The sequence below is a fragment of the Sphingomonas sp. GlSt437 genome, assembly GCF_048015635.2.
GTDB lineage: Bacteria > Pseudomonadota > Alphaproteobacteria > Sphingomonadales > Sphingomonadaceae > Sphingomonas.
Genome location: NZ_JBPGYA010000002.1, coordinates 350,889 through 377,018, shown reverse-complemented (window position 1 = coordinate 377,018; position 26,130 = coordinate 350,889). Strand labels below are relative to the sequence as shown.

The 26,130-nt window shown below is 65.8% G+C and carries 27 protein-coding genes; 13 read left to right on the top strand and 14 right to left on the bottom strand.

Going from position 1 to position 26,130, the window contains the following annotated elements; translation table 11 throughout:
• Positions 1–126: 126 nt before the first annotated feature.
• Together ACLB0R_RS11285 and rsmI are read right to left on the bottom strand one after the other, a co-directional pair.
• On the bottom strand, positions 127–483 hold the full coding sequence (locus ACLB0R_RS11285) for a YraN family protein (protein ID WP_416643593.1): 357 nt from the start codon (positions 481–483) through the stop codon (positions 127–129).
• Complete coding sequence (rsmI, locus tag ACLB0R_RS11280; RefSeq protein WP_416643594.1) at positions 480–1,313, bottom strand: 16S rRNA (cytidine(1402)-2'-O)-methyltransferase; 834 nt, start codon at positions 1,311–1,313, stop codon at positions 480–482. The genes ACLB0R_RS11285 and rsmI overlap by 4 nt, the downstream gene beginning before the upstream one ends.
• Before the next feature lie 11 nt (positions 1,314–1,324).
• Here rsmI and ACLB0R_RS11275 point away from each other — a divergent pair, with 11 nt between their 5' ends.
• Positions 1,325–2,536, top strand: coding sequence for a penicillin-binding protein activator (locus ACLB0R_RS11275; RefSeq protein ID WP_416643595.1), 1,212 nt, complete (start codon positions 1,325–1,327; stop codon positions 2,534–2,536).
• A gap of 129 nt (positions 2,537–2,665) precedes the next feature.
• Here the strand turns inward: ACLB0R_RS11275 and hemW are convergent, their stop codons facing one another.
• On the bottom strand, positions 2,666–3,817 hold the full coding sequence (gene hemW, locus ACLB0R_RS11270) for a radical SAM family heme chaperone HemW (RefSeq protein WP_416643596.1): 1,152 nt from the start codon (positions 3,815–3,817) through the stop codon (positions 2,666–2,668).
• Positions 3,818–3,873: 56 nt separating this feature from the next.
• On the opposite strand from hemW, the gene ACLB0R_RS11265 reads away from it, so the two are divergent.
• The 9 genes from ACLB0R_RS11265 (at position 3,874) to ACLB0R_RS11225 (ending at position 10,827) form a co-directional block, all read left to right on the top strand.
• Positions 3,874–4,395, top strand: a complete 522-nt coding sequence (locus tag ACLB0R_RS11265; protein WP_416643597.1) for a glycine cleavage system protein R — start codon at positions 3,874–3,876, stop codon at positions 4,393–4,395.
• Between the two features lie 58 nt (positions 4,396–4,453).
• Entirely contained in the window at positions 4,454–4,951 is a 498-nt protein-coding gene (locus ACLB0R_RS11260) for an SUF system Fe-S cluster assembly regulator (protein ID WP_416643598.1), read from the top strand.
• 3 nt (positions 4,952–4,954) lie between these two features.
• Positions 4,955–6,451, top strand: coding sequence for a Fe-S cluster assembly protein SufB (gene sufB, locus ACLB0R_RS11255; protein ID WP_416643599.1), 1,497 nt, complete (start codon positions 4,955–4,957; stop codon positions 6,449–6,451).
• Positions 6,452–6,643: 192 nt separating this feature from the next.
• Positions 6,644–7,498, top strand: coding sequence for a Fe-S cluster assembly ATPase SufC (gene sufC, locus ACLB0R_RS11250; RefSeq protein WP_416643600.1), 855 nt, complete (start codon positions 6,644–6,646; stop codon positions 7,496–7,498).
• Positions 7,499–7,640: 142 nt separating this feature from the next.
• Positions 7,641–8,390: a SufD family Fe-S cluster assembly protein gene (locus ACLB0R_RS11245; RefSeq protein WP_416643601.1), complete on the top strand. Its 750-nt coding sequence runs from the start codon at positions 7,641–7,643 to the stop codon at positions 8,388–8,390.
• A gap of 128 nt (positions 8,391–8,518) precedes the next feature.
• Entirely contained in the window at positions 8,519–9,724 is a 1,206-nt protein-coding gene (locus ACLB0R_RS11240) for a cysteine desulfurase (protein ID WP_416643602.1), read from the top strand.
• Between the two features lie 5 nt (positions 9,725–9,729).
• Entirely contained in the window at positions 9,730–10,206 is a 477-nt protein-coding gene (locus tag ACLB0R_RS11235; RefSeq protein ID WP_416643603.1) for an SUF system Fe-S cluster assembly protein, read from the top strand.
• On the top strand, positions 10,206–10,568 hold the full coding sequence (locus ACLB0R_RS11230; RefSeq protein ID WP_416643604.1) for a HesB/IscA family protein: 363 nt from the start codon (positions 10,206–10,208) through the stop codon (positions 10,566–10,568). Before ACLB0R_RS11235 ends, ACLB0R_RS11230 begins: the two co-directional genes overlap by 1 nt.
• Positions 10,569–10,680: 112 nt before the next feature.
• Positions 10,681–10,827, top strand: coding sequence for a lmo0937 family membrane protein (locus tag ACLB0R_RS11225; protein WP_416643605.1), 147 nt, complete (start codon positions 10,681–10,683; stop codon positions 10,825–10,827).
• Between the two features lie 14 nt (positions 10,828–10,841).
• Here ACLB0R_RS11225 and ACLB0R_RS11220 read toward each other — a convergent pair whose 3' ends face one another.
• The 4 genes from ACLB0R_RS11220 to ACLB0R_RS11205 all read right to left on the bottom strand — a co-directional run bounded on the left by ACLB0R_RS11220 (position 10,842) and on the right by ACLB0R_RS11205 (position 15,565).
• Positions 10,842–11,291, bottom strand: coding sequence for a MaoC family dehydratase (locus ACLB0R_RS11220; protein WP_416643606.1), 450 nt, complete (start codon positions 11,289–11,291; stop codon positions 10,842–10,844).
• Between the two features lie 138 nt (positions 11,292–11,429).
• On the bottom strand, positions 11,430–13,367 hold the full coding sequence (locus tag ACLB0R_RS11215) for an acetyl/propionyl/methylcrotonyl-CoA carboxylase subunit alpha (RefSeq protein WP_416643607.1): 1,938 nt from the start codon (positions 13,365–13,367) through the stop codon (positions 11,430–11,432).
• 100 nt (positions 13,368–13,467) lie between these two features.
• A complete protein-coding gene (locus tag ACLB0R_RS11210) occupies positions 13,468–13,941 on the bottom strand; it encodes a nuclear transport factor 2 family protein (protein ID WP_416643608.1) in 474 nt (157 codons plus the stop codon).
• A gap of 19 nt (positions 13,942–13,960) precedes the next feature.
• On the bottom strand, positions 13,961–15,565 hold the full coding sequence (locus ACLB0R_RS11205; RefSeq protein ID WP_416643609.1) for a carboxyl transferase domain-containing protein: 1,605 nt from the start codon (positions 15,563–15,565) through the stop codon (positions 13,961–13,963).
• A 121-nt stretch (positions 15,566–15,686) separates the two neighbouring features.
• Between ACLB0R_RS11205 and ACLB0R_RS11200 the strand changes: the two genes are divergently transcribed.
• Positions 15,687–17,735, top strand: coding sequence for a M13 family metallopeptidase (locus tag ACLB0R_RS11200; RefSeq protein ID WP_416643610.1), 2,049 nt, complete (start codon positions 15,687–15,689; stop codon positions 17,733–17,735).
• A gap of 14 nt (positions 17,736–17,749) precedes the next feature.
• On the opposite strand, the gene ACLB0R_RS11195 is transcribed toward ACLB0R_RS11200, so the two are convergent.
• Positions 17,750–18,640: an alpha/beta fold hydrolase gene (locus tag ACLB0R_RS11195; protein ID WP_416643611.1), complete on the bottom strand. Its 891-nt coding sequence runs from the start codon at positions 18,638–18,640 to the stop codon at positions 17,750–17,752.
• Positions 18,641–18,773: 133 nt separating this feature from the next.
• Between ACLB0R_RS11195 and ACLB0R_RS11190 the strand changes: the two genes are divergently transcribed.
• Entirely contained in the window at positions 18,774–19,184 is a 411-nt protein-coding gene (locus tag ACLB0R_RS11190; RefSeq protein ID WP_416643612.1) for a hypothetical protein, read from the top strand.
• A 99-nt stretch (positions 19,185–19,283) separates the two neighbouring features.
• Here the strand turns inward: ACLB0R_RS11190 and ACLB0R_RS11185 are convergent, their stop codons facing one another.
• Entirely contained in the window at positions 19,284–19,700 is a 417-nt protein-coding gene (locus tag ACLB0R_RS11185; RefSeq protein WP_416643613.1) for an ester cyclase, read from the bottom strand.
• A gap of 22 nt (positions 19,701–19,722) precedes the next feature.
• A complete protein-coding gene (locus tag ACLB0R_RS11180; protein ID WP_416643614.1) occupies positions 19,723–20,877 on the bottom strand; it encodes an isovaleryl-CoA dehydrogenase in 1,155 nt (384 codons plus the stop codon).
• Between the two features lie 157 nt (positions 20,878–21,034).
• Here ACLB0R_RS11180 and ACLB0R_RS11175 point away from each other — a divergent pair, with 157 nt between their 5' ends.
• Positions 21,035–22,435: an amino acid permease gene (locus ACLB0R_RS11175; protein ID WP_416643615.1), complete on the top strand. Its 1,401-nt coding sequence runs from the start codon at positions 21,035–21,037 to the stop codon at positions 22,433–22,435.
• A gap of 106 nt (positions 22,436–22,541) precedes the next feature.
• Here the strand turns inward: ACLB0R_RS11175 and ACLB0R_RS11170 are convergent, their stop codons facing one another.
• The 4 genes from ACLB0R_RS11170 to acnA are packed head-to-tail and all read right to left on the bottom strand — an operon-like array spanning position 22,542 to position 26,090.
• Complete coding sequence (locus ACLB0R_RS11170; RefSeq protein WP_416643616.1) at positions 22,542–22,796, bottom strand: CBU_0592 family membrane protein; 255 nt, start codon at positions 22,794–22,796, stop codon at positions 22,542–22,544.
• Between the two features lie 4 nt (positions 22,797–22,800).
• Positions 22,801–23,052 carry a CBU_0592 family membrane protein gene (locus ACLB0R_RS11165; RefSeq protein WP_416643617.1) on the bottom strand — a complete coding sequence of 84 codons (252 nt, stop codon included), beginning with the start codon at positions 23,050–23,052 and terminating at the stop codon, positions 22,801–22,803.
• Positions 23,053–23,409: a GFA family protein gene (locus tag ACLB0R_RS11160; RefSeq protein WP_416643618.1), complete on the bottom strand. Its 357-nt coding sequence runs from the start codon at positions 23,407–23,409 to the stop codon at positions 23,053–23,055.
• On the bottom strand, positions 23,406–26,090 hold the full coding sequence (acnA, locus tag ACLB0R_RS11155; RefSeq protein ID WP_416643619.1) for an aconitate hydratase AcnA: 2,685 nt from the start codon (positions 26,088–26,090) through the stop codon (positions 23,406–23,408). Before acnA ends, ACLB0R_RS11160 begins: the two co-directional genes overlap by 4 nt.
• Positions 26,091–26,130: the final 40 nt, after the last annotated feature.

Sequence of the window (26,130 nt, the reverse complement as noted above, 5' to 3'; positions counted from 1 at the left end):
CGGCCTATTTTCCGTCACCCCAGCGAGAGCTGGGGTCGCTGGCAGCTCGGGTCGCTCATCCACCAAGCGGCCCCAGCTTTCGCTGGGGCGACGAGAGGGTTGATGTAGGGCCAGCCGCAGCGGCTGTCACCCGACCCACGCATTCTCGATGTGCCGGGGCCGCGCGCCGGGGGCGATGAGGATGACGTCGATGCGGATGTCCTCGCCGGCCGTCGCGTAGCGCGGCATCAGGATTTCGGCGGCGGCGGCGACGCGGGCCAGGCGGCGCTCGTCGATGGCGAGATCGAGCTCGGCGGCGGTGGCGCGGGTTTTCACCTCGACGAACGCGATCAGATTGCCGCGCCGTGCGACGAGATCGACTTCGCCCGCAGGCGTCCGCACGCGCTTGTCGAGGATGCGCCAGCCCTTCAGCCGCAGCCACCATGCCGCCACCCGCTCGCCGCGCCGACCGCGTGCCTCGGCGGCCTGGCGCGCCTCGGTCATCCCTTCATCTCCAGCGCCCGCGCGTAGAGCGCTTTGCGGTCGAGGCCGAGCTTCTTGGCGACTTCGCTCGCCGCTTGCCCGGTCGACAAGCGCGTCAGCGCGTCGGCGAGCGCGGCGTCGGCATCGTCTTCGCTGGCGCGTTCGGGATCGCCCGGCGGCGCGACGACGATGACGATCTCGCCCTTGGGCGGCGCCTCCGCATAGCGCGCGGCGAGCGACGACAACGTGCCCGTCACGGCCTCTTCGAACCGCTTGGTGATCTCGCGCGTCACCGCCGCCTCACGGTCGCCCAACCCCACCGCCAGTGCCGCCAGCGTCGCGCCCAGGCGTGGCCCCGATTCGTAGAACACCAATGTCGCACGCACCCCCGCCATCTCGGCAATCGCGCTCGCCTTCGCGCCGGCCTTGGCGGGGAGAAAGCCCATGAACAGGAAGCGATCGGTCGGCAGGCCGGCGAGCGTCAGCGCGGCGATGGCGGCGCAGGGGCCGGGGATGGTGACGACATTGTGCCCCGCCGCGCGTGCCTCGCGCACCAATTTATAGCCGGGGTCGGAAATCAGCGGCGTGCCGGCATCGCTGACCAGCGCCACCACCTCGCGCGCCAGCCGCGCGATCAGCTTCGGGCGCATCTGGTCGGCATTATGGTCGTGATAGGGCACCATCGGCCGCTTGCAATCGATGTGGCGAAGCAGCGTCGCCGTCACACGCGTGTCTTCTGCTGCGATCACATCGGCGCGTGAAAGCACCATGGCGGCGCGCGGCGAGAGATCACCGAGATTGCCGATCGGGGTGGCGACGATGTAGAGGCCGGGCAAAAGGTCCGCGTTCATTGGGGAGTGTCATGGCAGAGGGAACGGCATCGTCGCAACGAAATGTGCGCGGCGGATGGGGGAAGCGGCTGGTGGCCGGCCTGCTGGCGATGGCGCTGTCGGCATGCTCGACGGTGGTGCCGCGTGGCCCGCAAGGCCCGGTCGAGCGACCGCAGCCGACAAGGCCGACGCAGCCGAGCCAGCCGGTGGTCACCCCGGGCATTCCGCAGGATGTTGCGCGCCAGCGTGTCGCGTTGCTCGTGCCCTTGTCGGGCGCCAATGCCGGCGTCGGCCAGAGCATCGCCAATGCGACGCAGATGGCGGTGCTCGACAGCCGCAGCGATCGCTTGCGCATTACGAGTTATGATACGGCGCAGGGCGCTGCCGTCGCCGCGCGCCGAGCGCTGGCCGATGGCAACAAGCTCATCCTGGGGCCGCTGCTTGCCGAGGATGTGCGCGCGGTGGCGCCAATTGCGCGCGAGGCGGGCGTGCCGCTGATCACTTTCTCCAACGACGCCAGCGTTGGCGGCAGCGGAACGTATCTGCTCGGTTATTCGCCGACTCAGTCGATCACCCGCGTCGTCGATTTCGCGCGCTCCAAGGGCATGACCGATTTCGCCGGTCTGGTGCCCAACGAGCTTTATGGCGAGCGTGCCTCGACCGCGTTCCTGCGCGCGGTGGAGCAGGCGGGGGGCAAAGTGCTGTCGCTGCAGACGTACGATCGCGCGCCGGGCGGGCTCGGCGCGGCCGTCGCTCGGCTCAACAAGAACGGGCCCTATCAGGCGATCCTGATCGCGGGGTCGAGCGCGGCGGCAGCGGCGAGCGTGCCGCTGCTGCGCAAGGGCGGATCGGCCAAGGCGGAGATTCTCGGCACCGAGCTATGGAACGCCGATAATGGCGTGACCGGCGTCGCCGCGCTTGACGGCGCGTGGTTCGCGAGCGTGTCGAACGGGCTCTACCGGCAATATGCGGTCAAATACCGGGCGCGCTTCGGCAAGCCGCCCTACCGGCTGTCGAGCCTGGGTTATGACGCGGTGTTGCTGACCGTGCGGATCATGCGCGACTGGCCGGTGGGCGAGCCGTTCCCCGAAAGCCGGTTGCGCGATCCGGGCGGCTTTGCCGGCATCGACGGCGCGTTCCGCTTCAACCGGGACGGCGTCGCCGAGCGCGCGCTGGAAGTGCAGGAAGTGCATGCCGGCGGGGCGACGGTGGTGTCGCCGGCGCCGAGCGGGTTTGGGCGGTAGTGCTGCCAATCCTCCCCCATCGGGGGAGGTGGCGCCGAAGGCGACGGAGGGGGTGGCCTGCCGATCGAACGCTGGGTTGCCTCCCCCACCGTCAGGCTACGCCTGCCACCTCCCCGGGCGGGGGACGATTTAACCTACTGCCACCTCGGCCAAAATCGCGTTGAGCACGAGCATGCCGGCATCGGTCACCGCCAGCCGGTCGCCTGACAGTGTCACCATTCCCTGCGCGGCAAGGCGCTGCGCTGCGCCAACGTCGATCGCTTGATCGACCGGCACGTCGCCGAGCGCGGCGAGGCGAGTGAGGGACACGCCCTCGCGCGTCCTTAGCCCCATCACCAGCGCCTCGGTCAGCCGTTGGGCAAGGAGCAGTGCTTCCTGCTCGGCGATGCCGTGCTGCTTCGAAGCCACCGCCGCCAGCCAGTTCTCGGGCTTCCTATGCCGTACCGTTGCCACCCCACCTCGCCGGCCATGCGCGCCTGGGCCGATGCCGACATAATCGCCCATCCGCCAATAAGTGAGATTGTGGCGGCTCTCGGCGCCGGGGCGGGCGTGGTTGGAAATCTCGTAAGCCGGGAGCCCCGCCGCCGCCGTTGTCGTCCGGGTCGCGTGGAACAGGTCGGCGGCGAGGTCCTCGTCGGGCAGGGACAGCCGGCCTGCCGCTGCTTCGGTGGCAAAGCGGGTGCCGGGCTCGATGGTGAGCTGATAGAGCGACAGATGCTCGGTGCCGAGGCTGAGCGCGCGGGCGAGCTCGGCTTCCCACGCCCCGAGTGACTGGCCGGGCCGCGCATAGATCAGGTCGAAACTGACCCGCCCGAAATGCCGCTGTGCCACCTCCAGCGCCGCCAATCCCTCCACCACGTCATGCGCGCGGCCGAGAAACTTGAGCGCCTCATCATCGAGCGCCTGCAGCCCAAGCGAGACACGATTGACCCCGGCGGCCGCCAGATCGGCGAAACGCGCTGCCTCGACCGAGGACGGGTTCGCCTCCAGTGTGATTTCGGTGCCGCTGGGCAAGCCCCACAGCCGGGCTGCCGCGTCGATCACCGCCGCCACCGTTTTGGGCGGCATCAGCGAGGGCGTGCCGCCGCCGAAGAAGATCGAACCGATCGGGCGCCCTGGGGTTAGCGCTGCCTCATGCGCCATGTCGGCCAGCAGCGCTGTGCGCCACACCGCCTGATCGACGCTCGCGCGGACATGGCTGTTGAAGTCGCAATAGGGGCATTTGGAGACGCAGAACGGCCAATGGACATACAGGGCAATCGGATCGGGCACCCGCGCCACTTGGCGCGGCGCGCGCGACTGTGCAACTGTCAGCCGCCAGAAACGGGGAGAGAGCGATGCCGACGACGATGATCCTGACCGCGCTGGGCACCGATCGCCCGGGGCTTACCGCGGCGCTCGCCGATGCGGTGACGGAGGCGGGCGGCAATTGGCTGGAAAGCCAGCTCGGGCGGTTGGGCGGCAAATATGTCGGCGCGGTGCTGGTCGAAATCGGCGAGGGCGATGTCGCGCGGCTGGAGGCGGCGCTGGCGGCGATCGACCCGGCGACCTTGGCGGTTACGCTGGCCCCCACCGCGCCGCATCATCCGCCGGCGGGCCATCATCTGTCGCTCGAGCTGGTCGGTGCCGACCGGCCGGGCATCGTCCGTGAAGTGACGAGCGTGCTCGCCGGGCTCGGCGTCAATATCGAGTCGCTCGAAACGGCGGCGGAACCGGGCTCATGGTCGGGCGAATTGCTGTTTCGCGCCCGCGCCGAACTGCTGGTGCCCGATGGCGTCGATCCGGACGCCGTGTCGACCGCGCTCGAAGCAATCTCAGGCGAGATCATGGCCGACATCACCTTGTCGCCCGGCGGTTGACGCCGCCCGGATAAGCGCCCACATGCCCAATCGGAACGAATCAATCCGATTGGATGCGATGCGCCTGACTGCCCAAGCCGATTATGCGGTCGTGATGATGACCGCCGCCGCGCGCCATTGTGGCGTTTCGGGCCGGCTGAACGCGACATTGCTCGCCGATGAGACGGGCATTCCGCTGCCGACGGTGCAGAAGCTGGTGAGCCGCTTGTCGGGCGCGGGGCTGATCGAGAGCACGCGCGGCACTGGCGGCGGCTTACGCCTCGCGCGGCCCGCCGCCGCGATCAGCCTGGCCGATATCATCGAAGCGATCGAAGGCCCGATCGCGATGACGGCGTGCGTCGACGATGGCGGCCGCCATGATTGCTGCATCGAGGAGAGCTGCCGGGTGAAGCCGCACTGGAATGTCGTCAACGGCGCCGTGAAGGGCGCGTTGCGGGGGGTGAGTTTGGCTAGCCTGTGCTCCCGCGAAGGCGGGAGCCCAGAGCCACAAGCGGTGTCGGCCGGAACCCTGGGTTCCCGCGTTCGCGGGAACACGGCGGTAGGTATGGAAGCGTAAATCATGGCCACCCGCAACGCCGAAGCGATCGCCGCCGCCAACAAGAAATATGAATGGGGTTTCAGCTCGGACATCGAGCAGGAATTCGCGCCCAAGGGCCTGTCCGAAGACACGGTGCGCTTCATCAGCGCCAAGAAGGGCGAGCCCGAATGGATGCTCGACTGGCGGCTGAAGGCGTATCGCCACTGGCTGACGATGCCGACGCCCGATTGGGCCAAGCTCAACATCCCGCCGATCGATTATCAGGACGCCTATTATTACGCCGAACCCAAGGCTAAGCCCAAACTGGGTAGCCTTGACGAGGTCGATCCCGAAATCCTGCGCGTCTATGAAAAGCTCGGCATTCCGATCGCCGAGCAGAAATTGCTCGCGGGCGTGGCGAGCGAGCCCGGCGAAAGCGCCGAGGGCGGCCTGCCGCAGCGCCGCGTCGCGGTGGATGCGGTGTTCGATAGCGTGTCGGTCGCGACCACCTTCCGCAAGGAGTTGGAAGCCGCCGGCGTCATCTTCCGCAGCATCAGCGAGGCGATCAAGGAATATCCCGATCTCGTCCGCAAATGGCTGGGCAAGGTCGTGCCGTTGCACGACAATTACTTCGCGGCGCTCAACTGCGCGGTCTTCAGCGATGGGACGTTTGTGTACATCCCGGAAGGCGTGCGCTGCCCGATGGAGCTCTCCACCTATTTCCGCATCAATGCCGAAAATACCGGCCAGTTCGAACGCACGCTGATCGTCGCCGACAAGGGCGCGTACGTCAGCTACCTCGAAGGCTGCACGGCGCCGATGCGCGACGAGAACCAGCTGCACGCCGCCGTGGTGGAGCTGATCGCGCTCGACGATGCCGAGATCAAATATTCGACCGTGCAGAACTGGTATCCCGGCGATGAGAACGGTCTGGGCGGCATCTATAATTTCGTGACCAAGCGGGCGCTATGCCAGGGCGCGCGCAGCAAGGTCAGCTGGACGCAGGTCGAAACCGGCAGCGCGATCACCTGGAAATACCCGAGCTGCGTGCTGGCAGGGGAGAATTCGGTCGGCGAATTCTATTCGGTCGCGGTGACCAACAATCGCCAGCAGGCCGATACCGGTACCAAGATGATCCATCTGGGGAAGGGCTCGCGCTCGACGATCGTGTCGAAGGGGATCAGCGCTGGGCACTCGGACAACACCTATCGCGGGCTGGTCCGCGTCGCGGCGAGCGCGGAGGGCGTGCGCAACTTCACCCAGTGCGACAGCCTGCTCTTGGGCGACGAATGCGGCGCGCACACCGTGCCCTATATCGAGGTGAAGAACCCCAGCGCGCAGATCGAGCACGAGGCGACGACGTCGAAGATTTCCGACGACCAGCTGTTCTACGCGATGCAGCGCGGGCTGGGGCAGGAGGAAGCGGTAGCGCTGATCGTGAATGGTTTCGCGAAGGAAGTGCTGCAACAGCTGCCGATGGAATTCGCGGTGGAAGCGCAGAAGCTGCTGGGGATTTCGCTTGAGGGGAGCGTGGGGTGACCGTTTTTTGGGCTTTCCCAAGGGAGCAAGTTGTTGGCGTAGAGAGCCAAATTACACGGTGGGGCTTTGCTACGCCAATTTGGTCTGACCGCGGTCCACTGAAACCGGGCGGTCCGTTTATGAGGTTCTTCAAGTGCGACGACCCGAAGCTCAATTTTTTGCTCCGCCTATGTTTTGATGAAGAGAATGTCCTTGTTAAATATTGAAAACCTCCACGCCGAAATCGACGGCAAGCCGATCCTCAAGGGCCTCTCGCTCACCGTGAACGCTGGCGAGGTGCATGCGATCATGGGGCCGAACGGGGCGGGCAAGTCGACACTGGGCTATGTGCTCGGCGGGCGGCCGGGCTATGAGGTGACAGAAGGTTCCGTCAGCTTTGCCCCTCGTCGGCCCGTGCTTGACACGGGCCAAGGCTCTTCTTCCTCGCCGACGTTGGAGGAAGTTAGCCAGGCCCCGCATCAAGTGCGGGGCGACGAGGAATGGATCGACCTCCTTGCCCTCGCCCCCCACGAGCGTGCCGCCGCTGGCCTGTTCCTCGGCTTCCAGTACCCCGTCGAAATCCCCGGCGTCTCCAACGTCCAGTTCCTGCGCGAGGCGCTCAACGCGCAGCGGCGGGGGCGGGGCGAGGCGCCGCTGTCGGGCGCGGAATTCCTGAAGCTCGCCCGCGCGGAGGCCGCAGCACTCGGCATGGATGCCGAGATGCTGAAGCGTGCGGTCAATGTCGGCTTCTCGGGCGGCGAGAAGAAGCGCAACGAGATGGTGCAGATGGGAATCGTGAGCCCCCGCCTCGCGATCCTCGACGAGACCGACAGCGGCCTCGACATCGACGCGCTGAAGGCCGTGGGCGAGGGCATCAACCGCATCATGCGCGCGCCCGACAAGGCCGTGCTGCTGATCACGCACTACCAGCGGCTGCTCGATTATGTGCAGCCCGACGTCGTGCATGTGCTGGCCGACGGGCGGATCGTGAAGAGCGGCGGGCCGGAACTGGCGCTAGAGCTGGAGCGCGAGGGCTATGCCGGCATTGGCGCGGGGGTGGCGGTGTGAGCCGTAATGCTCAGATCCTCCCCTTGCAGGAGAGGTGGCAGGCCGAAGGCCTGACGGAGGGGTATCCCCCTCTCAATGGCGCCATACCCCTCCACCATTTGCTGGCGCAAATGGTCCCCCTCCCCTTGCAGGGGAGGATTTAATGACCCGTGCTTTCCCCACCCGCCAAGACGAGGCGTGGCGCTATTCGGATCTGGCGGCAGTCGCGCGCGTCTGGCCGCTGCCGGCGCCCGAGCGAATCGTGGTGCCGGCGGGGGAGAGCGTCGCCCGGGTAATCGTGCAGGATGCAGCGCCCGATGCAGTTGCCATCCACGAGATCGAGGTCGAGCTGGGCCAGGGCGCGCGGGCCGATTTCCATGTGCTCAATGTCGGCGGTGCGCTGGGGCGGGTGTCGATCGACGTGACGCTGGCCGAGGGCGCGCATTTCGAGCTGGGCGGGGCAATGCTCGGTGGGGGCGAGCAGACGCTGGAGATCGTTACCACGATGCGCCATGTCGCGCCGGGTGCCTCCAGCAATCAGGTCGTGCGCTCGGTGCTCGGCGGGCGGGCGACCGGTTCCTATCTCGGCAAGGTCGCGGTGGCGCGGCATGCGCAGAAGACGGATGCGGCGCAGTCGGTCAAGGCGATGCTGCTTGCCCGCACCGCGACCGCTAATGCCAAGCCCGAGCTCGAAATCTACGCCGATGACGTGAAATGCGCCCACGGCGCGGCGATCGGCGAGCTGGATACCAATGCGCTGTTTTACTTGGAGAGCCGCGGCATCGCGCCTGCAGACGCCAAGGGGATGCTGCTGCGCGCGTTCATCTCGGGCGTGTTCGATGGGATCGCCGATGAGGCGGTGCGCGAGCAGGTGGATGCGGCAGCAATGGCGGCATTGGAGCGGATGTTGTGAGCGAGGGACTGGAAATCCTCCCCCAAGGGGGGAGGGGGACCGGCGGAGCCGGTGGAGGGGGCGCGTTGGCGGCCAATGCGCTTGCGGCCAGCCCCCTCCATCATCCTGCGGATGGTCCCCCTCCCCCGATGGAGGAGGATTTTAGGGCCGATTTCCCCGGCCTCCTCAACCCCGACGGCTCGCGCTGGCATTATCTTGATACTGCCGCGACCTCGCAAAAACCCCAGGCGGTGATTGAGGCGATCGCGCGCGCGTACGGCCCCGATTATGCGACCGTGCATCGCGGCGTATACAAGCGCTCGGCCGACATGACGCTCGCCTATGAAGCGGCGCGGCGGACGGTCGCGCGCTTCATCAATGCGGCGAGCGACAACGAGATCGTCTTTGTGCGCGGCGCGACCGAGGGGATCAACCTGGTCGCGCAATGCTGGGCGCGTGAGCAACTGAAGCCGGGCGATCGCATCCTGCTCTCGACCCTTGAGCACCACAGCAACATCGTGCCCTGGCAGCTGGCCGCGGAGAAAGTCGGCGCCCGTATCGACGTGATCCCGCTGACTGCCGATCACCGCATCGATCTCGACGCGATGGCCGCGATGATCACCCCGGCGCACAAGCTGGTCGCGCTTGCCCATGTCTCGAACGTCCTCGGCTCGGTGCTCGACGCGCGCCGCGCGGCGGATATCGCGCATTCGGTCGGCGCCAAGCTCCTGCTCGATGGCTGTCAGGCGGTGCCGCGCATGAGCGTCGACGTGCAGGCACTGGGCTGCGATTTCTATGTCTTCTCAGGCCACAAGCTTTATGGCCCGACCGGCATTGGCGTGCTGTGGGCGCGGGGCGAATTGCTCGAGGCGATGCCGCCTTATCAGGGCGGCGGATCGATGATCGATCGCGTGACGTTCGCCAGGACGACCTATGCGCCGCCGCCCGGCCGGTTCGAAGCGGGGACGCCGCATATCGTCGGCGTCGTCGGGCTGGCGGCGGCAATCGATTATGTGTCGGCGATCGGGGTGGGGCGCATCGAGCGCCACGAAGCGGCGCTGGTGCGCGAGGCGCGCGAGGCGCTGGCACGGATCAATTCGGTGACATTGTTCGGGCCCGAGGATTCCGCCGGCATCGTCAGCTTTGCGATCGAGGGGGTGCATCCCCACGACATCGGCACCATATTGGACGAGGACGGCGTGGCGATCCGCGCCGGCCACCATTGCGCGCAACCACTGATGGACGCGCTGGGCGTGCCGGCAACGGCGCGGGCAAGCTTCGGGGTCTACAGCCATGCCGACGACATCGCCGCGCTGGTGAAGGGCATCGAAAGGGTAACGCGGATTTTCGGGTGACGGGCATGGATGAGGAACGCAAGATCGTGGTCGAGGAAGTGAGCTCGGTCGACAGCCCGCCCCGGGCGCGGGTCGAGGATGCGGTGGAGACGCCCGCCGAAACGCTGGCGCGCAAGCGGGATTATCTCGAAGGTTTTCTGGCGCAAAAGCCCGCTGGTGTCGCATCGGGCGAGCCGGGCGGTGAGACTTATGAGGCGATTGTCGCCGCGCTGAAGGAGATCTTCGATCCCGAAATCCCGGTGAATATCTACGAGCTGGGGCTGATCTACGGCGTCGAGGTGACGGATGACGGCCATGCCGCGATCACGATGACGCTGACGACGCCGCACTGCCCGGTCGCCGAAACCATGCCGGCCGAGGTCGAACTCCGCGTCGGCGCGGTTCCGGGCGTGGGTTCGGTCGATGTCAATCTCGTCTGGGACCCGCCTTGGGATCCCGGCAAGATGTCCGACGAGGCCCGGCTGGAACTGGGGATGCTGTGATGGCTGATATTGCGACGAAAACCCGCCAGCGCCCCGCCGCGCTCAACCTGACACCGTCTGCCCAGGCGCGGATTGCCGCGCTAATGGCGCAGGCGCCCGAGGGTGCGGTCGGCGTCAAGCTGTCGACACCGCGTCGCGGCTGCTCGGGGCTGGCTTATTCGGTCGATTATGTGACGGCTGCCAACGCCTTTGACGAGAAGATCGAGACCCCGGGCGGCACGCTTTACGTGGATGGCGGCTCAATCCTCTACCTCGTCGGCAGCACGATGGACTGGGTGGAAGACGATTTTGCCGCCGGCTTCCTGTTCAACAATCCCAATGCCAAGGGGAGCTGTGGCTGCGGGGAAAGCTTCACCGTCTAAGGCGGCAAAAGACCTAAACCAAAATTGGCGATCCGGTGGGAACCGGGATCATATCGCGCGCGTTCTGACGATACTGGATGCCGGTAACGGCCCTGAACAGGAGCGCATCACCATGCTTGAGACAATCATCGTCGTCCTTATTCTGCTCTGGCTGCTGGGATTTTCGTTCCACATCGCCGGCGGCTTGATCCACATCTTGCTGGTGATTGCGGTGATCGTCGTGCTCATCCGCATTATTCAGGGCCGTCGCCCGGTTTAACTTAAGTCTTTGATTTAGCCTGCCCGCTGCAACAGCGCGGTGCGCAGGCATTCGCACACGATCTCGTCACGCTGGTTCCACATCCGGTGGCGCCACGTGACGAGACCCGCGTCGGGCCGCGATTTGCTCGCGCGCAATTCGGTCACTTCGCTCGTCGCCCGCAGCGTGTCGCCGATGAAGACGGGTTTGGGCATGACGAGCTTGTCATAGCCGAGGTTCGCGACCAGCGTACCCATCGTCGTCTCGGCGACCGTCAGCCCGACCATCAGGCTGAAGGTGAAGGTGCCGTTGACGAGGATCTGGCCGAACTCCGATGCGCGCGCGGCCTCGGCATCGAGGTGGAGCGGCTGCGGGTTGTGCGTCATCGTCGACCAGAGGAGATTGTCGGTCTCGGTCACCGTGCGGCGGATGGGGTGCTCGATGGTTTCCCCGATCTGCCATTGGTCGTAGAATTTTCCGGGCATTATTTTTTCCTTCTAGTTCCTCCCCTGCAAGAGGAGGGGGACCACCGCGTACCGATGGTGGAGGGGTATGGCGTTACCGAGGGGGCGATACCCTTTTGTCACGCCTTCGGCGCGCCACCTCCCCTTGCAGGGGAGGATTTACGCCTCCTTCGCCTCCACCCGCACCAGCAGCACATCGACCTGCACCTGCGCGCCGGGCTCCGCGTTGAGCTCTGCCACCACCCCGTCAAACGGCGCGGTCAGCGCATGCTCCATCTTCATCGCCTCGAGTGTCACGAGCCGCTGGCCCTTGGTGACAGTGTCGCCGGCAGCGACTTCGACCGCGGTGACGCGGCCGGGCATGGGGGCGAGGAGGGCGCCGTCGCCAAGTCCGGTTGCTGAACTGCCCGAGTAACGCGCCTCGGTGAGCACGAAAGTAACGCCGGCCTCGGAGACCAGATAACCCTCGTCTTCCACCGTCACGTAAAGGCTGTCGTCCGGCGCGATTTCGTCGAAATCCACATTATAGTCATGGCGGCCGTCATTGAGCCTGACGACGGTTGGTCGGCCGGGCGCATTAAGGCGGAAGCCGAGCAGCCAACTCCATGCAGACGGCGGCCGCTGAATGTAAGTTTCCCGGGTTGTCGTCGAACTTCCGCCCATAGCCCGATCGACCACGACCGACGCAACTGACTGCAGCGCAAGTTCGGACGGCTGAGTCTCCGGGATCAGATCGTCCAGTTCGCGAGCGATCAAGCCGGTATCACCGACGCCGTCGACGAATGCCGGTTCTCCGAGCAGATTTGCCAGGAACTGGGCATTGCATCGGACCGGCCAACACTTAACGTGTTCGCACATGTCGGACAGATTCTGAATTGCCTCGGCACGGGTGGCGGCATGCGTGATCAACTTGGCGATCATCGGATCGTAAAAAGGAGAGATGTTGTCGCCCTGTTGAACCCCGGTTTCGATGCGGGTTCGCCGTTCTCGTGTCAGATTGTACAGGTTGAAATATTTGAGCGGCCCCGTCGAGGGCAGGAAGCCCGCGGCCACATCTTCCGCATACAACCGCGCCTCGATTGCCCAGCCATTGATGCTGAGCTCGTTCTGCCGCTTGGGCAGTGCCTCCCCGCTCGCCACGCGCAGCTGCCATTCGACCAGATCGACGCCGGTGATTTCCTCGGTCACCGGGTGCTCGACCTGAAGCCGCGTGTTCATTTCCATGAACCAGATGCGGTCGGCGCGCAGGCCCTCGCTAGCGTCGGCGATGAACTCGATCGTGCCCGCGCCGACATAATCGACCGCCTTGGCCGCGCGGACCGCCGCGGCGCATAATTCCTCGCGGGTTTCCTCGGACATGCCTGGCGCGGGGGCTTCCTCGATCACTTTCTGGTGGCGGCGCTGGAGCGAGCAGTCGCGCTCGAACAGGTGGACGACGTTGCCATGCGCGTCGCCGAACACTTGCACTTCGATGTGGCGAGGCGAGAGGATGTATTTCTCGATAAGCACGCGGTCGTCGCCGAAGCTCGACGCCGCCTCGCGCTTGCAGCTAGCGAGGGCGTCGATGAACTCGGCCGAGGCCTCCACCCGCCGCATGCCTTTGCCACCGCCGCCCGCGACCGCCTTGATGAGGACGGGATAGCCGATCGCATCGGCCTCGGCATGGAGGCGTTCGGGCGACTGATCCTCCCCCAGATAGCCCGGCGTGGTCGCGACGCCCGCTTCCTGCATCAGCTTCTTGGCTGCGTCTTTCAGCCCCATCGCGCGGATCGAGTGCGGCGTGGCGCCGACCCAGATGAGCCCGGCGTCCATTACGGCCTGCGCAAATTCGGCGTTCTCCGACAGGAAGCCATAGCCGGGGTGGATGGCTTGCGCGCCTGTCGCCTTGGCCGCCTCGATGATCCGGTCCCCGCGCAGATAGCTCTCGCGCGCTGGCGAGGGGCCGATATGCACCGCCTCATCCGCCTGGCGGACGTGCAGCGCGTTCGCGTCGGCATCCGAATAGACCGCGACCGTGCGGATGCCGAGCTTGCGGCAGGTGCGGATGATCCGGCACGCAATCTCGCCGCGATTGGCGATGAGGAGGGACTCGATCATCGCCAATCTCCGTCACCCCAGCGCAAGCTGGGGTCGCTGGCGGTAGGCCGAGCCGGTAACGGAGAGCGGCCCCAGCTTGCACTGGGGCGACGGACCTGCGTCATCCCTCACACCCCGTCGTCCGGCTCGACCAGGTGATGTTCTGGACTTTCCAGCTGCCGTTCTCGCGGACCATGTCGAAATGGTCATAGCCGCAATGGTGGCGCTTGCCGTCGATGAAAAAGTCGTAACGGCCCCAGACATAAGCGATGTCGCCATCGATCTCGATGGCAGGGTCGGTGAGGCGTTCTTCGAAGCGCTCGGGGCCAGGGGTGAAGCGGCTGAGCAGGGCATCGCGGGAGAGGTGCGTGATCGCGCGCGTGCCATCGGGCTTTTCTGCGGCGATGGTGGCGGTCGCATCGGGCCGCAGCGCATCCCCGATCGCCTTGGCATCGCGCGCGGCAATCCCCGCGAAGACGCGATTGACAGCGGTGAGCACGCCTTCCTCCTCGGTCACGGGCGGGGGGAGGCCAGTGCCCTTGGGGAGCGGCTGGACGGGGGTGATCTGGAGAAGGAGAGGGAGGAGGATGGGCATAGGATTCTCCTGAAGCAAGCTACATCCGGAACACCCCGAAGCGGGGGCTCTCCGGGATTGGGGCGTTGAGGCAGGCGGCGAGGCTCAGCCCCAGCACGTCGCGCGTTTGCACCGGATCGATGATGCCGTCGTCCCACAGCCGCGCCGTCGCGTACCAGGGGTTGCCTTCGTCTTCGTATTTCTGGCGGATCGGCGCCTTGAAGGCTTCGGCTTCTTGCGGGCTCCACTTGTTGGCGTCACGATGTACCGTCGCGAGCACGCTCGCCGCCTGTTCGCCGCCCATCACGCTGATGCGCGCATTGGGCCAGCTCCAAAGGAAGCGCGGGGCATAGGCTCTGCCGCACATGCCGTAATTGCCGGCGCCGAAGCTGCCGCCGATCAAGACGGTGATCTTGGGGACGCTGGCGGTGGCGACGGCGGTGACGAGCTTGGCACCGTGCTTGGCAATGCCTTCCGCCTCGTACTTGCCGCCGACCATGAAGCCCGAGATGTTCTGGAGGAACAGCAAAGGCACGCGGCGCTGGCAGGCAAGCTCGATGAAATGGGCGCCCTTGACCGCGCTTTCGCTGAACAACACGCCGTTATTCGCCAGGATCGCGACCGGCATGCCCCAGATATGCGCGAAGCCGCAGACCAGCGACGACCCGTACAGCGCCTTGAATTCGTGGAACTCGCTGCCGTCGACGAGGCGAGCGATGATCTCGTGGACGTCATAGGGCGCGCGGACGTCGGTCGGGATGATGCCGTAGAGCTCGGCGGCGTCGTATTTGGGCGGGCGCGGGTCCCGCGTCGCGAAGGCCCCGGCTGCTACGGGATTGCCGAGGTGACTGACGATATCGCGCACGATCGTCAGCGCATGCTCGTCATTTTCGGCGAGGTGATCGACCACGCCCGATTTGCGCGCGTGGAGGTCGCCGCCGCCCAAATCCTCGGCGCTGATTTCCTCGCCGGTTGCGGCTTTCACCAGCGGCGGCCCGGCGAGGAAGATGGTGCCCTGATTGCGGACGATCACTGTCTCGTCGCTCATTGCGGGGACGTAGGCGCCGCCCGCCGTGCAACTGCCCATCACGCAGGCGATCTGCGGAATGCCCTTGGCGCTCATATTCGCCTGGTTGAAGAAGATGCGGCCGAAATGGTCGCGGTCGGGGAAGACCTCGGCCTGGTGCGGCAGGTTGGCTCCGCCTGAGTCGACCAGATAGATGCACGGCAGCCGGTTGGCCTCGGCAATTTCCTGGGCGCGCACGTGCTTCTTCACAGTCAGCGGGTAGTAGGTGCCGCCCTTCACCGTCGCATCGTTGCACGCGATCATCACTTGCCGCCCCGAGACGCGGCCGATGCCCGCGATGATGCCGGCGCCGGGTATATCGTCCTCATACACGCCGTTGGCGGCGAGCTGGCCGATTTCGAGGAAAGGCGAACCCGGGTCGAGCAGCCGCTCCACGCGCTCGCGGGGGAGCAACTTGCCGCGCGCGGTGTGGCGTTCGCGGGCCTTTTCGTTGCCGCCAAGCGCCGCCTTGGCGACGCCAGCGCGCAACCCTTCCGCCAGCGCGCGGTTGTGCGCGGCATTGGCCTGGAACGTCTCGCTGTCGGGTATGATCTTGGTGTCGAGCACGGGCGCGCTCATGCAGGCATCCTTGTGGTTTCATTCGTGACTAGCGGCGCGCGAAGCCGTTGGAAAGGGAGGTGGCGTTCGGCCGTGCCGCGGTGTAGTCACCGCGCAACACACCGGTTGAGGAGAGACCCGAATGTCGAAGCGCGCATCCCTTTCGCTGCTGCTGGCCGCCAGCGCGCTGGTTGCGGGTGCCGCACCGGCCGCGCCGCGCAATGGTGGCGTCGACACGACGGGCATCGACCATGCGACGGCGCCGGGCGACGATTTCGACCAATATGCCAATGGCGCGTGGCGCGCGAAGACCGAGATTCCCGCCGATCGCGCCTCCACGGGTGTATTTCTCAGCGTGTTCAACAAGGCGGAAGCACGCAACGCCGCGATCATTGCCGATGCGGTGAAGGCGCCGGCAACGTCACCCGATGCGCGCCGGATCGCGGATTATTACAAGGCCTATCTGGATACCGCCGGCATCGAGGCGCGCGGCCTCACGCCGCTCCAGCCCGAGCTCGCCGCGATTGCCGCTATCAAGGACAAGCGCGAGCTGTCCTGCCAGCTCGGCGCCGATCTGCGCGCCGATGTCGATCCGCTCAACTCGACCAATTTCTTCACCGAGCATCTGTTCGGCCTGTTCGTGACCCAGGGCCTCGATTCGCCGGGCAAGGCCGTGCCTTATCTGCTGCAAGGCGGGCTCGGCATGCCCGATCGGGACTATTATCTATCCAACGCCGCCGACATGGTGCAGACGCGCGCTGCCTATCGCGCGTTCGTGACCAAGATGTTCACGCTTGCCGGGATGAGCGATCCGGCTGCGCGCGCCGACCGGGTGATCGCGCTCGAAACCAAGATCGCCGCCGCGCACGCCGATCGTGTTGCCGCCGAGGATGTGCACAAGGCGAACAACCCCTGGGGCCGCGCCGATTTCGCCGCCAAGGCGCCGGGCCTCGACTGGGATGCCTATTTTGGTGCGGCAGGGCTGACCGATCAGTCGACGATCATCGTGTGGATGCCTGACGCGACCACCAAGCTTGCCGCGCTCGTCGCCAGCGAGCCGCTGGAGACGTGGCAGGACTGGCTCGCTTTTCACCACATCAACGATGTCGCCTCGGTGCTGCCCAAGGCGTTCGACGATGCCGAGTTCGATTTCTACAGCAAGACGCTGAGCGGCGTCAGCCAGCCCCGCCCGCGTGACAAGCGCGCCATCGCCTCGGTCAACAACGCGCTCGGCGATGCGGTCGGCCGCATCTACACCCAGCGCTATTTCCCGGCCTCGTCGCGCGCCGACATCCAGGTGATGGTCAAGAACATCCTCGCCGCCTTCGACCACCGCGTCGCCGCGCTAACCTGGATGGCACCGGCGACCAAGGCCGAAGCGCGCCGCAAGATCACCACGATGCGAGTCAGCGTCGGCTATCCCGATGTCTGGCGCGACTATAAGGACCTCGAAATCAAGGCCGACGATCCGGTCGGCAATATCGAGCGGGCCAAGCTCCACGAATATCACTGGCAGCTCGCCAAGCTTCATCAGGCGCCCGACAAAGGCGAATGGTGGATGACGCCGCAGACGGTGAATGCAGTCAACCTGCCGCTGCAGAACGCGCTCAACTTCCCCGCTGCGATCCTCGAAGCGCCGTTCTACGACCCCAAGGCCGATGCGGCGGCGAATTATGGCTCAATCGGCGCGGTGATCGGGCACGAGATCAGCCACAGCTTCGACAATACCGGGGCCGAGTTCGACGCCGAGGGGCGGCTGCGCAACTGGTGGACGCCGGAGGATTTTGCCCACTTCACCGCGCAGGGCCAGGCGCTCGTCAAGCAATATGACGCTTATGAGCCGCTGCCGGGCGTCCACATCAACGGCGCGCAGACGCTCGGCGAGAATATCGCCGACGTTGCCGGGCTGACGGCGGCGTACGAAGCCTATCACGCCTCGCTGCACGGCAAGCCGGCACCGGTGATCAAAGGCCTGACCGGCGACCAGCGCTTCTTCCTCGCTTTCGCGCAAAGCTGGCGCGAGAAGACCCGCGACAAGGCGATCCGCCAGCAGCTCGCGGTCGACGGCCATTCGCCCGGCCGCTGGCGCGCGCAGACGGTGCGCAACCTGGATGCCTGGTATCCGGCGTTCAAGGTCGCGCCCGGCCAGAAGCTCTATCTCGCGCCCGACAAGCGCGTGAAAGTGTGGTGATCGACTGAGCGCTGCTAGCGCGCCGCTGCGGCGTGTTTGGCGATCAGCTCGACAAGCCGCGGCACTTGCGAGGGCGGCAGATCGTGCGCCATCGCCTCGATGATTTCCAGCCGCGCGCCGGTGATGCGACCGGCAATATCCTCGCTGTTGGCCATCGGCACCAGCGGGTCGGCGGCGCCGTGGATGACGAGCGTGGGCGCCTTGATCTTGGCAAGGCGGGCGGCGCGATTGCCGTCGGCGATGATCGCGAGCAGCTGCCGACGCGCGCCGCGCGGATGCCAGGCGCGATCGAACGAGCGCGCGGCGAGGTCGTGATAGGCGTCTGCCGGTCGCGCCGGATCGGGATAGGCAATCATCTTGAGGAGCTCGGCCCCTTCGGCGATGGCACGGTCGCGCGGCGGATTGGCCGGGCGGCGGCGCAGCAGCTTGGCGCGCAGTTCCGGCGACGGGCCGGGCAAGCCGGGGGCGCCGCTGGAGGACATGATCGAGGTGAGGCTGCGCACCCGCCCCGGATGCAGCGCCGCCATGTTCTGCGCGATCATCCCGCCCATGGAGACACCGACGATATGTGCCGCATCGATGCCCAGCGCATCGAGCAGGCCGGTCGCGTCAGCCGCCATGTCGCGCAGCCCATAGCCGACCGGCGGCTTTAGCCCGAGGCGCATCGCCGCCATCACGATCAGCGGATTCGGTGCGGGCGCGGTGTCGATCCGCTGCGACAAGCCGATATCGCGATTGTCGAAGGCAATGACACGAAAGCCGCGCGCGACCAGGCCTGTGATCATCTCATCCGGCCACGCGATCATCTGGGTCGCCAGCCCCATGATGAGCAGGATGACCGGTGCGTCATTCGGGCCGTGCGATTCATAGTAAAGCTCGACGCCATTGGCCTTTGCGATCGGCATTCGTCCCTCCGTTCAAGCCGCCAGCCTAATTGCTGATGCGGCCGTGGCAATGGCGCCGCGCGTGCCGGATCGGGGCATGACTCGCTTGTGACCCGCTGTTATGGTTTCGGCCTCGCAACAACGGGAGGGAATGATGAAACTTGGCTTTATCGCACTGGGCTGTCTGCTGATCGCCGCGCCGGCGGCGGCGCAGGAGAAGCAGGACGGCAAGGCGGTTCAGGTCGAACTGATCAAGTTCAAGGCGGGCACCATCGACCGTGTCGACGAGATCGAGTCGAAATATTTCGATCCCGCCGCGCGCAAGATCGGCTTTTCGCCGGTGGTCATCCGCTTCCAGACGGGGCCGTGGGACCGCGAATATATCTTCCCGATGACCGGCGGAATGGCCGACCTCGATTACAAGGCGACCAAGGACCAGATCGCGTGGCTCGCCGAAGTCGACCGGCTCGCCGGTGGCCCGGGCAGCGCCAAGAAGCTGTTGGCCGAGTTCGACGCAGCCATCGAACGTTCCACCACCGACGTCGGCTTCAGCAGCCAGCGGTGAGCGGACGCTAGCCTATCCTCCCCCTGGCGGGGGAGGATTTGGGGTTGGCTTACGCCGCGACCACCGGCTCACCGCTGATCACTATCCGCAATTGGGCGATCACGAAGCCCCTTGCATCGACAGCGACTCAGGCGATTGCACCATTTCCCAGGTGTTCCATTCCTCGCGGATTTTGCCGCTTTGGATCACCGCAAGGTTGATACCGATCATCGTCATCGCCTCGCCGGTCTCGCGGTTGCGGACATGGGCCGTCATCCGCGTCGCCACCTTATCGCCGCTGGCGAACTGGTCTTCGACAACGAATGAGTCCGGCGCGTAATCGAAGATCTGGTGGAAGTTCAGGATGCTCTGGCGGAACGCCGGCCAGTCGCGCGGTCCCGCTGATGTGTGGCCGACATAGTCCGGGGCGATAAGCTCTTCGAGCGCGTCCACATCGGCACGCGCGTAGAGCTCTACCAGTCGCCGGAACACTGCCATTCTGGCTTCCGGCGTTTCCTCAACGGTGGGATCGTTCATCGCTTGCCTCCCCGTGTCCGCTTTAGCTCGCCGCGCCAATCAACTCGCGGCCGATCAGCATGCGCCGGATTTCGTTGGTGCCAGCACCAATGTCGAGCAGCTTGGCATCGCGCAGGAAGCGCTCGACCGGCCAGTCCTTGGTATAGCCCGCGCCGCCCAGCGCCTGGACCGCTTCGCCCGCGACCTTGAACGCGCTTTCGCTGGCGAGCAGGATGGCGCCTGCCGCATCGAACCGCGTCGTCTTGCCCGCATCGCAGGCGCGCGCGACGGCATAGACGTACGCCCGCGCGCTATTGAGCGCGACGTACATGTCGGCGATCTTGGCCTGCATCAGCTGGAACGTGCCGATCGCCTTGCCGAACTGCTTGCGCTCGCGGACATAGGGCAACACCACATCGAGGCAGGCCTGCATGATGCCGAGCTGAATGCCCGAGAGCACGACGCGTTCATAATCAAGGCCGCTCATCAACACCCCGACGCCGCCGTTCAGCGGGCCCATCACATTCTCATCGGGCACTTCGCAATCGTTGAACACCAGCTCGGCGGTCGGCGAGCCGCGCATGCCCATCTTGTCGATCTTCTGGCCGATCGAGAAACCGGGCATGCCTTTTTCGATGAAGAACGTGGTGATCCCGCCCGATCCCTCCCCGGTCTTGGCATAGACGACCAGCGTGTCGGCATACGCCGCGTTGGTGATCCAGAATTTGGTGCCGTTGAGGACGTAGCCGCCCTGCACCCGCTCGGCGCGCAGCTTCATCGAGACGACGTCCGATCCCGCACCGCTTTCCGACATCGCCAGGCTGCCGACATGCTCGCCCGAAATGAGCTTTGGCAGGTATTTCGCCTTCTGCTCCGGCGAGCCCCAGCGCGCGATCTGGTTGATGCACAGGTTGGAATGCGCGCCATAGCTCAAGCCCACCGAGGCCGAGGCGCGGCCGATTTCCTCGCAGGCGATGACATGCTCGAGATAGCCGAGGCCGAGTCCGCCATCTTCCTCCGGCACGGTGATGCCGTGCAGGCCGAGCTCGCCCATCGCCGGCCACAGATCGCGCGGGAACCAGTCCTCGGCATCGATCTTCGCGGCGAGCGGCGCGATTTCGGCGGTCGCGAAGCGCTGCGTCGTCTCGCGGATCATGTCGGCGGTCTCGCCGAGCGCGAAATCGAGGGTCAGGTCCATCGGTGCAACCTCTCCAAATCATCCCACCGTCATCCCGGACTTGTTCCGGGGTCCACCGCGCCCTAGGCAACGCATTCTCGTGCGGCTCGGTGGACCCCGGAACAAGTCCGGGGTGACGACAATAAGAAGCCCCTAGCCGAGGCAATTGGGAGTGCCAATGTCCAGCCTGTTCAGAACCAAAACCATCGCTACCGGTGACGACCGCCCCGCCGACCAGCGGCTGGCGCGGACGCTCAGTTGGCCGCATCTCGTCGCGATGGGGGTAGGCGCGATCGTCGGCACCGGCATCCTGACGCTGATCGGCGTCGGTGCGGATCGGGCGGGGCCGGCGGTGCTGCTCAGCTTCGCGGTGGCGGGCGTCATCTGCGCGGCCGCGGCGCTCTGCTATGCCGAAATGGCGACGATGATCCCGGCCTCAGGCAGCGCCTATACCTATAGCTATGCCGCGCTCGGCGAGGTCATCGCCTGGGTAGTCGGGTGGAGCCTGATCCTCGAATATTCGCTGGTGGTGTCGACGGTTGCGGTCGGTTGGTCGGGCTATGCGGTTGGGTTTTTGAAGGGGTTGGGAGTCGAAGTGCCGGCGGCGCTTGCCAATGGCCCGGCTTTGGGTGGCGTCGTCAATCTGCCGGCGGTGTTCATCATCGCGGTGGTGGCGGCGTTGCTATCGTTGGGGACGAAGGAAAGCGCGCGGATCAACTCGGCGCTCGTCCTGTTGAAGATCGCGACGCTGGCGCTGTTCGTCGCGGTCGCGCTGCCGCACTTCGATGCCGCCAACCTCCACCCTTTCGCGCCTTACGGCTATGGCTCGACGGCGGGCGAGGGCGGCGTGAAGTTGGGGGTGATGGGCGCCGCCGCGATCATCTTCTTCGCCTTTTACGGCTTCGACGCGATTTCGACTGCGGCGGAGGAAGCCAAGAACCCGGACCGCGATCTGGCGATCGGCATCGTCGGCTCGATGGTCGCGTGCACCGCCATCTACATGATCGTCGCGGCGGCTGCGGTCGGTGCGGTGCATTTCGACGTGTTCGGCAAAAGCGCCGAGCCGCTGGCACTCATTCTGCGCTCGCTGGGCCAGCCGGGCGTGGCGACGATGGTTGCAGCGGCCGCCGCGATCGCGCTGCCGACGGTGATTTTGGGCTTTCTCTACGGCCAGAGCCGCATCTTCCTGGTGATGGCGCGCGACGGCTTTTTGCCGCCCGCGCTGGCGCGGATCAGCGCGCGGGGTACGCCGGCGCGGATTACGGCGGTGACGGCGGTGTTCGTCAGCGTCATCGCCGGGCTGGTCCCGCTCGATGTCATCGCAAGCCTGGCGAATGCGGGCACGCTGTGCGCGTTCGTCGCGGTGGCGGCGTGCGTGCTGGTGCTGCGGCGGCGCGATCCCGGCGCGCGGCGACCGTTCCGCACGCCGGCCGCCGGGCTGGTGGCGCCGCTCGCGATCATCGGCTGCATCTATCTGTTCACCAGTCTGCAGAGCGTGACGCAGGTGTCGTTCTTCGTCTGGAACGGGGTCGGGCTGGTCGTGTATTTCCTCTATGGGCGCGCGCGGGCGGTCATTTAGGCTGTACCTCAGCACCCCGCTTCCCCGGCGAAGGCCGGGGCCCAGTTGCCAACGCGCTGATCCTGGGCCCCGGCCTTCGCCGGGGAAGCGGGGAGTGCGGCGGCCGTCAGGGCCCGGCACGGCTCCTTGATGCGGCGATCCGCGCGAGGCTTACCAAGCCGATCACCGCCCAGCACAATTCAAGCGCGGAAATCGACCAGGCTTTGTGAGCGATCACGTTGACGGCCACGGCCACCGCCCCGGCGACATTGATCAGGTGATAGGTCGCCGATTGCGCACTCACCCGGCCCGACGAGGTCAAGCCATAAGCGGTAAGCAGCAGCAGCGTGCCAATCCAGCCGCTGATCTCGGTCAGCGCCATGTCGCTAAGCGGCCCTGGCTTTGCGACGCAACCGCCACAAGGTCCACAGCCCGATCGCCGCCCAGGCGATGTTGAGCACCGCTGACGGCAGCGCGTCATGCCATCCGCTGTTGATGATAAACCCCGCCGCGCCGCCGACGTTCATCCACTGAAAGGCCGCCGATTGCCCATCGAGCCGCCCGGTCGAGACGAGCAGATATGAGGCGAGAATAGTAATCGCCGCCGCCCAGCCGATGCCTTCGATCAGGTTGTCCATTCAGCCGTCCCAGCTTTTGCCGTCGATCGCGCGGATTTCGACGCCGGCATAATCGGTGGGATCGAACAGGCGCATGTTGACGCCCATCCGGTCATAATCGGGATCGAACGCCGCCCAGTGCGTTGTCGTGCCGCACTGCGCGCACCAATGGGTGGCAAGCGTGGCGTCGCGCAGGTCGGCGCGGATGTAGCGATCCGTCTCGCCGGTGATGCTGACCTTGGCCGGCGGAAAATAGCCCCAGATCGCGCCCCGCGTCAGGCACAGCGAGCAATTGCAATCGTTGATATAATCCGGCGCGGCGGGGATCGTCACCCGCACCGTGCCGCAATGGCAGTGCCCCTCGATCGATCCACTCACGCCGACGCCAGGTTCCTCAGCACATAGTGCAGGATGCCGCCGTTGAGGAAATACTCCAGCTCATTGATCGTATCGATGCGGCAAAGCGTCTGGAAAATGCTGGTCGTGCCGTCGGCGCGGGTCAGCTCGACCTCCACCGTCTGGCGCGGCTTCAACTCGGCCACGTTGCGGATCGTGAAGGTCTCGGTGCCGTCCAGCCCCAGCGTCTTGCGGTTGGTGCCTTCCGCGAATTGCAGCGGCAGCACGCCCATGCCGACCAGGTTGGAGCGGTGAATGCGCTCAAAGCTCTCGACGATCACCGCGCGGACGCCGAGCAGATTGGTGCCCTTGGCCGCCCAGTCGCGCGACGAGCCCGTGCCATATTCCTTGCCGCCGATGACGACGAGCGGGGTGCCATCCATCTTATAGTGCATCGCCGCGTCATAGATCGGCATCACCTCGCCGGTCGGCACATATTTGGTGACGCCGCCCTCGATGCCCGGCGTCATCTCGTTCTTGATACGGATATTGGCGAAGGTGCCGCGCATCATCACTTCATGGTGCCCGCGCCGCGCGCCATAGCTGTTGAAGTCGGCTTTGCTAACCTGATGCTCCATCAGATATTTGCCCGCCGGGCTATCAGCCTTGATGGAGCCGGCAGGCGAGATGTGATCGGTGGTGATCGAGTCGGCGAACAGCGCCAGCGGCCGCGCGTCGATAATGTCGGTCACCGGCGCCGGCGTCATCGACATGCCTTCAAAGTAAGGCGGGTTGGCGATGTAGGTGCTGCCGGCACGCCAGGTATAGGTATCCGAGCCCGTCACATCGATCGCCTGCCAGCGCGCGTCGCCCGAGAAGACATGGGCGTAACGGCTGCGGAACATCTCGCTGTCGATATTGGCGTCGATCACCGCGCGGATTTCGTCGTTCGAGGGCCAGATGTCCTTCAGGTACACGTCCTGCCCGTCCTTGCCCTGGCCGATCGGGGTGGCGACGAAATCGGTGGTGACCGTGCCCTTCAGCGCATAAGCGACGACGAGCGGCGGGCTGGCGAGGAAATTGGCGCGCACGTCGGGCGAGACGCGGCCTTCGAAGTTGCGGTTGCCCGAAAGCACCGAGGCAGCGACGATATCGTTATCGTTGATCGCGGCCGAAATCGGCGCGGCGAGCGGCCCCGAATTGCCGATGCACGTCGTGCAGCCATAACCGACCAGGTTGAAGCCAACCGCGTCGAGATCGGCCTGCAGGCCCGACTTATTGAGATAATCGGTGACGACCTGCGATCCCGGCGCCAGGCTGGTCTTGACCCAGGGCTTCGGCTTGAGGCCGAGCGCGGCCGCCTTGCGCGCGACGAGGCCGGCGGCGACCAGGACCGAGGGGTTGGAGGTATTGGTGCAGCTGGTGATCGCGGCGATGACGACGTCGCCGTCGCCGATATCATGGTCCTTGCCCGCGACCGCGACGCGCTTGGCGCTCGCATGCTTATAAACCGTTTCAAGGTCGGCGTTGAACACGTCGTCGACATTGGTCAGCACCACCTTGTCCTGCGGGCGCTTGGGGCCGGCAAGCGAAGGCACGACACTGGCCATGTCGAGCTCCAGCGTGTCGGTGAAGACGGGGTCGATCATGTCGGCATGCCGCCACAGGCCCTGCGCCTTGGCATAAGCCTCGACCAAAGCAACCTGATCGTCGGGGCGGCCGGTCAACCGCATATAATCGAGCGTCTTGCCGTCGATGCCGAAAAAGCCGCAGGTCGCGCCATATTCGGGCGCCATGTTGGCGATGGTTGCGCGGTCGGCGAGGCTAAGCGCATCGAGGCCGGGGCCGTAAAATTCGACGAAGCGGCCGACCACGCCCTTGGCGCGCAGCATTTGCGTCACGGTCAGCACCAGGTCGGTGGCGGTGATGCCTTCGGCGAGATGGCCGGTCAGCTTGAAGCCGACGACTTCGGGGATCAGCATTGAGACCGGCTGGCCGAGCATCGCTGCTTCCGCCTCGATGCCGCCGACGCCCCAGCCGAGCACGCCCAGGCCGTTGACCATCGTCGTGTGGCTGTCGGTGCCGACGCATGTGTCGGGATAAGCGACGCTGCTGCCGTCGGGCGCGGTCGATGTCCACACGGCTTGCGCGATATGCTCGAGATTGACTTGGTGACAGATGCCGGTGCCGGGCGGCACGACCTTGAAATTGTTGAGCGCCTTCGATCCCCATTTCAGGAATTCATAGCGCTCGTTGTTGCGCTGATATTCCAGCTCGACATTGTCCTCGAATGCCTTGGGCGTGCCGAATTCGTCGACCATCACCGAGTGATCGATGACGAGGTGGACGGGGACGAGCGGATTGATCTTGCCGGTATCGCCGCCAAGCTTGGCGATCGCATCGCGCATCGCGGCGAGGTCGACGACGCAGGGCACGCCGGTGAAATCCTGCATCAGCACGCGCGCCGGGCGATACTGGATCTCGCGTTCCGGCGCGGTCGGGTTCTGCTGCCAGTCGACCAGCGCCTGAATGTCCTCGACATGCACGGTCTTGCCGTCTTCGAAGCGCAGCAGGTTTTCGAGCAGCACTTTCATCGAGAAGGGCAGGCGGGAAACGTCGCCGAGTTTCGCCGCCGCCTTGGCCAGGCTGAAATAGCTGTAGCTCTTGCCGGCGACATCCAGCGTGTCGCGCGTGCCGAGCGTGTCCTGTCCGATGGCGGTCATGTGCGGTCCTTCCCTATCTGGCCGGCGTGGGGGAGGACGG

Excerpts from the sequence above, each read along its gene's own strand:
- ACLB0R_RS11210 (WP_416643608.1), bottom strand. The coding sequence starts at position 13,941 with ATGCCCATCCTCCTCCCTCTCCTTCTCCAGATCACCCCCGTCCAGCCG.
- ACLB0R_RS11285 (WP_416643593.1), bottom strand. The coding sequence starts at position 483 with ATGACCGAGGCGCGCCAGGCCGCCGAGGCACGCGGTCGGCGCGGCGAG.
- ACLB0R_RS11265 (WP_416643597.1), top strand. The coding sequence starts at position 3,874 with ATGCCGACGACGATGATCCTGACCGCGCTGGGCACCGATCGCCCGGGG.
- ACLB0R_RS11195 (WP_416643611.1), bottom strand. The coding sequence starts at position 18,640 with ATGCCGATCGCAAAGGCCAATGGCGTCGAGCTTTACTATGAATCGCAC.
- ACLB0R_RS11180 (WP_416643614.1), bottom strand. The coding sequence starts at position 20,877 with ATGGACCTGACCCTCGATTTCGCGCTCGGCGAGACCGCCGACATGATC.
- acnA (WP_416643619.1), bottom strand. The coding sequence starts at position 26,090 with ATGACCGCCATCGGACAGGACACGCTCGGCACGCGCGACACGCTGGAT.
- ACLB0R_RS11190 (WP_416643612.1), top strand. The coding sequence starts at position 18,774 with ATGAAACTTGGCTTTATCGCACTGGGCTGTCTGCTGATCGCCGCGCCG.
- ACLB0R_RS11175 (WP_416643615.1), top strand. The coding sequence starts at position 21,035 with ATGTCCAGCCTGTTCAGAACCAAAACCATCGCTACCGGTGACGACCGC.
- ACLB0R_RS11245 (WP_416643601.1), top strand. The coding sequence starts at position 7,641 with ATGACCCGTGCTTTCCCCACCCGCCAAGACGAGGCGTGGCGCTATTCG.
- rsmI (WP_416643594.1), bottom strand. The coding sequence starts at position 1,313 with ATGAACGCGGACCTTTTGCCCGGCCTCTACATCGTCGCCACCCCGATC.
- ACLB0R_RS11165 (WP_416643617.1), bottom strand. The coding sequence starts at position 23,052 with ATGGACAACCTGATCGAAGGCATCGGCTGGGCGGCGGCGATTACTATT.
- ACLB0R_RS11220 (WP_416643606.1), bottom strand. The coding sequence starts at position 11,291 with ATGCCCGGAAAATTCTACGACCAATGGCAGATCGGGGAAACCATCGAG.
- ACLB0R_RS11200 (WP_416643610.1), top strand. The coding sequence starts at position 15,687 with ATGTCGAAGCGCGCATCCCTTTCGCTGCTGCTGGCCGCCAGCGCGCTG.
- ACLB0R_RS11205 (WP_416643609.1), bottom strand. The coding sequence starts at position 15,565 with ATGAGCGCGCCCGTGCTCGACACCAAGATCATACCCGACAGCGAGACG.
- sufB (WP_416643599.1), top strand. The coding sequence starts at position 4,955 with ATGGCCACCCGCAACGCCGAAGCGATCGCCGCCGCCAACAAGAAATAT.
- ACLB0R_RS11225 (WP_416643605.1), top strand. The coding sequence starts at position 10,681 with ATGCTTGAGACAATCATCGTCGTCCTTATTCTGCTCTGGCTGCTGGGA.
- ACLB0R_RS11230 (WP_416643604.1), top strand. The coding sequence starts at position 10,206 with ATGGCTGATATTGCGACGAAAACCCGCCAGCGCCCCGCCGCGCTCAAC.
- ACLB0R_RS11215 (WP_416643607.1), bottom strand. The coding sequence starts at position 13,367 with ATGATCGAGTCCCTCCTCATCGCCAATCGCGGCGAGATTGCGTGCCGG.
- ACLB0R_RS11235 (WP_416643603.1), top strand. The coding sequence starts at position 9,730 with ATGGATGAGGAACGCAAGATCGTGGTCGAGGAAGTGAGCTCGGTCGAC.
- ACLB0R_RS11185 (WP_416643613.1), bottom strand. The coding sequence starts at position 19,700 with ATGAACGATCCCACCGTTGAGGAAACGCCGGAAGCCAGAATGGCAGTG.
- ACLB0R_RS11275 (WP_416643595.1), top strand. The coding sequence starts at position 1,325 with ATGGCAGAGGGAACGGCATCGTCGCAACGAAATGTGCGCGGCGGATGG.
- ACLB0R_RS11260 (WP_416643598.1), top strand. The coding sequence starts at position 4,454 with ATGCGCCTGACTGCCCAAGCCGATTATGCGGTCGTGATGATGACCGCC.
- ACLB0R_RS11170 (WP_416643616.1), bottom strand. The coding sequence starts at position 22,796 with ATGGCGCTGACCGAGATCAGCGGCTGGATTGGCACGCTGCTGCTGCTT.
- ACLB0R_RS11240 (WP_416643602.1), top strand. The coding sequence starts at position 8,519 with ATGGAGGAGGATTTTAGGGCCGATTTCCCCGGCCTCCTCAACCCCGAC.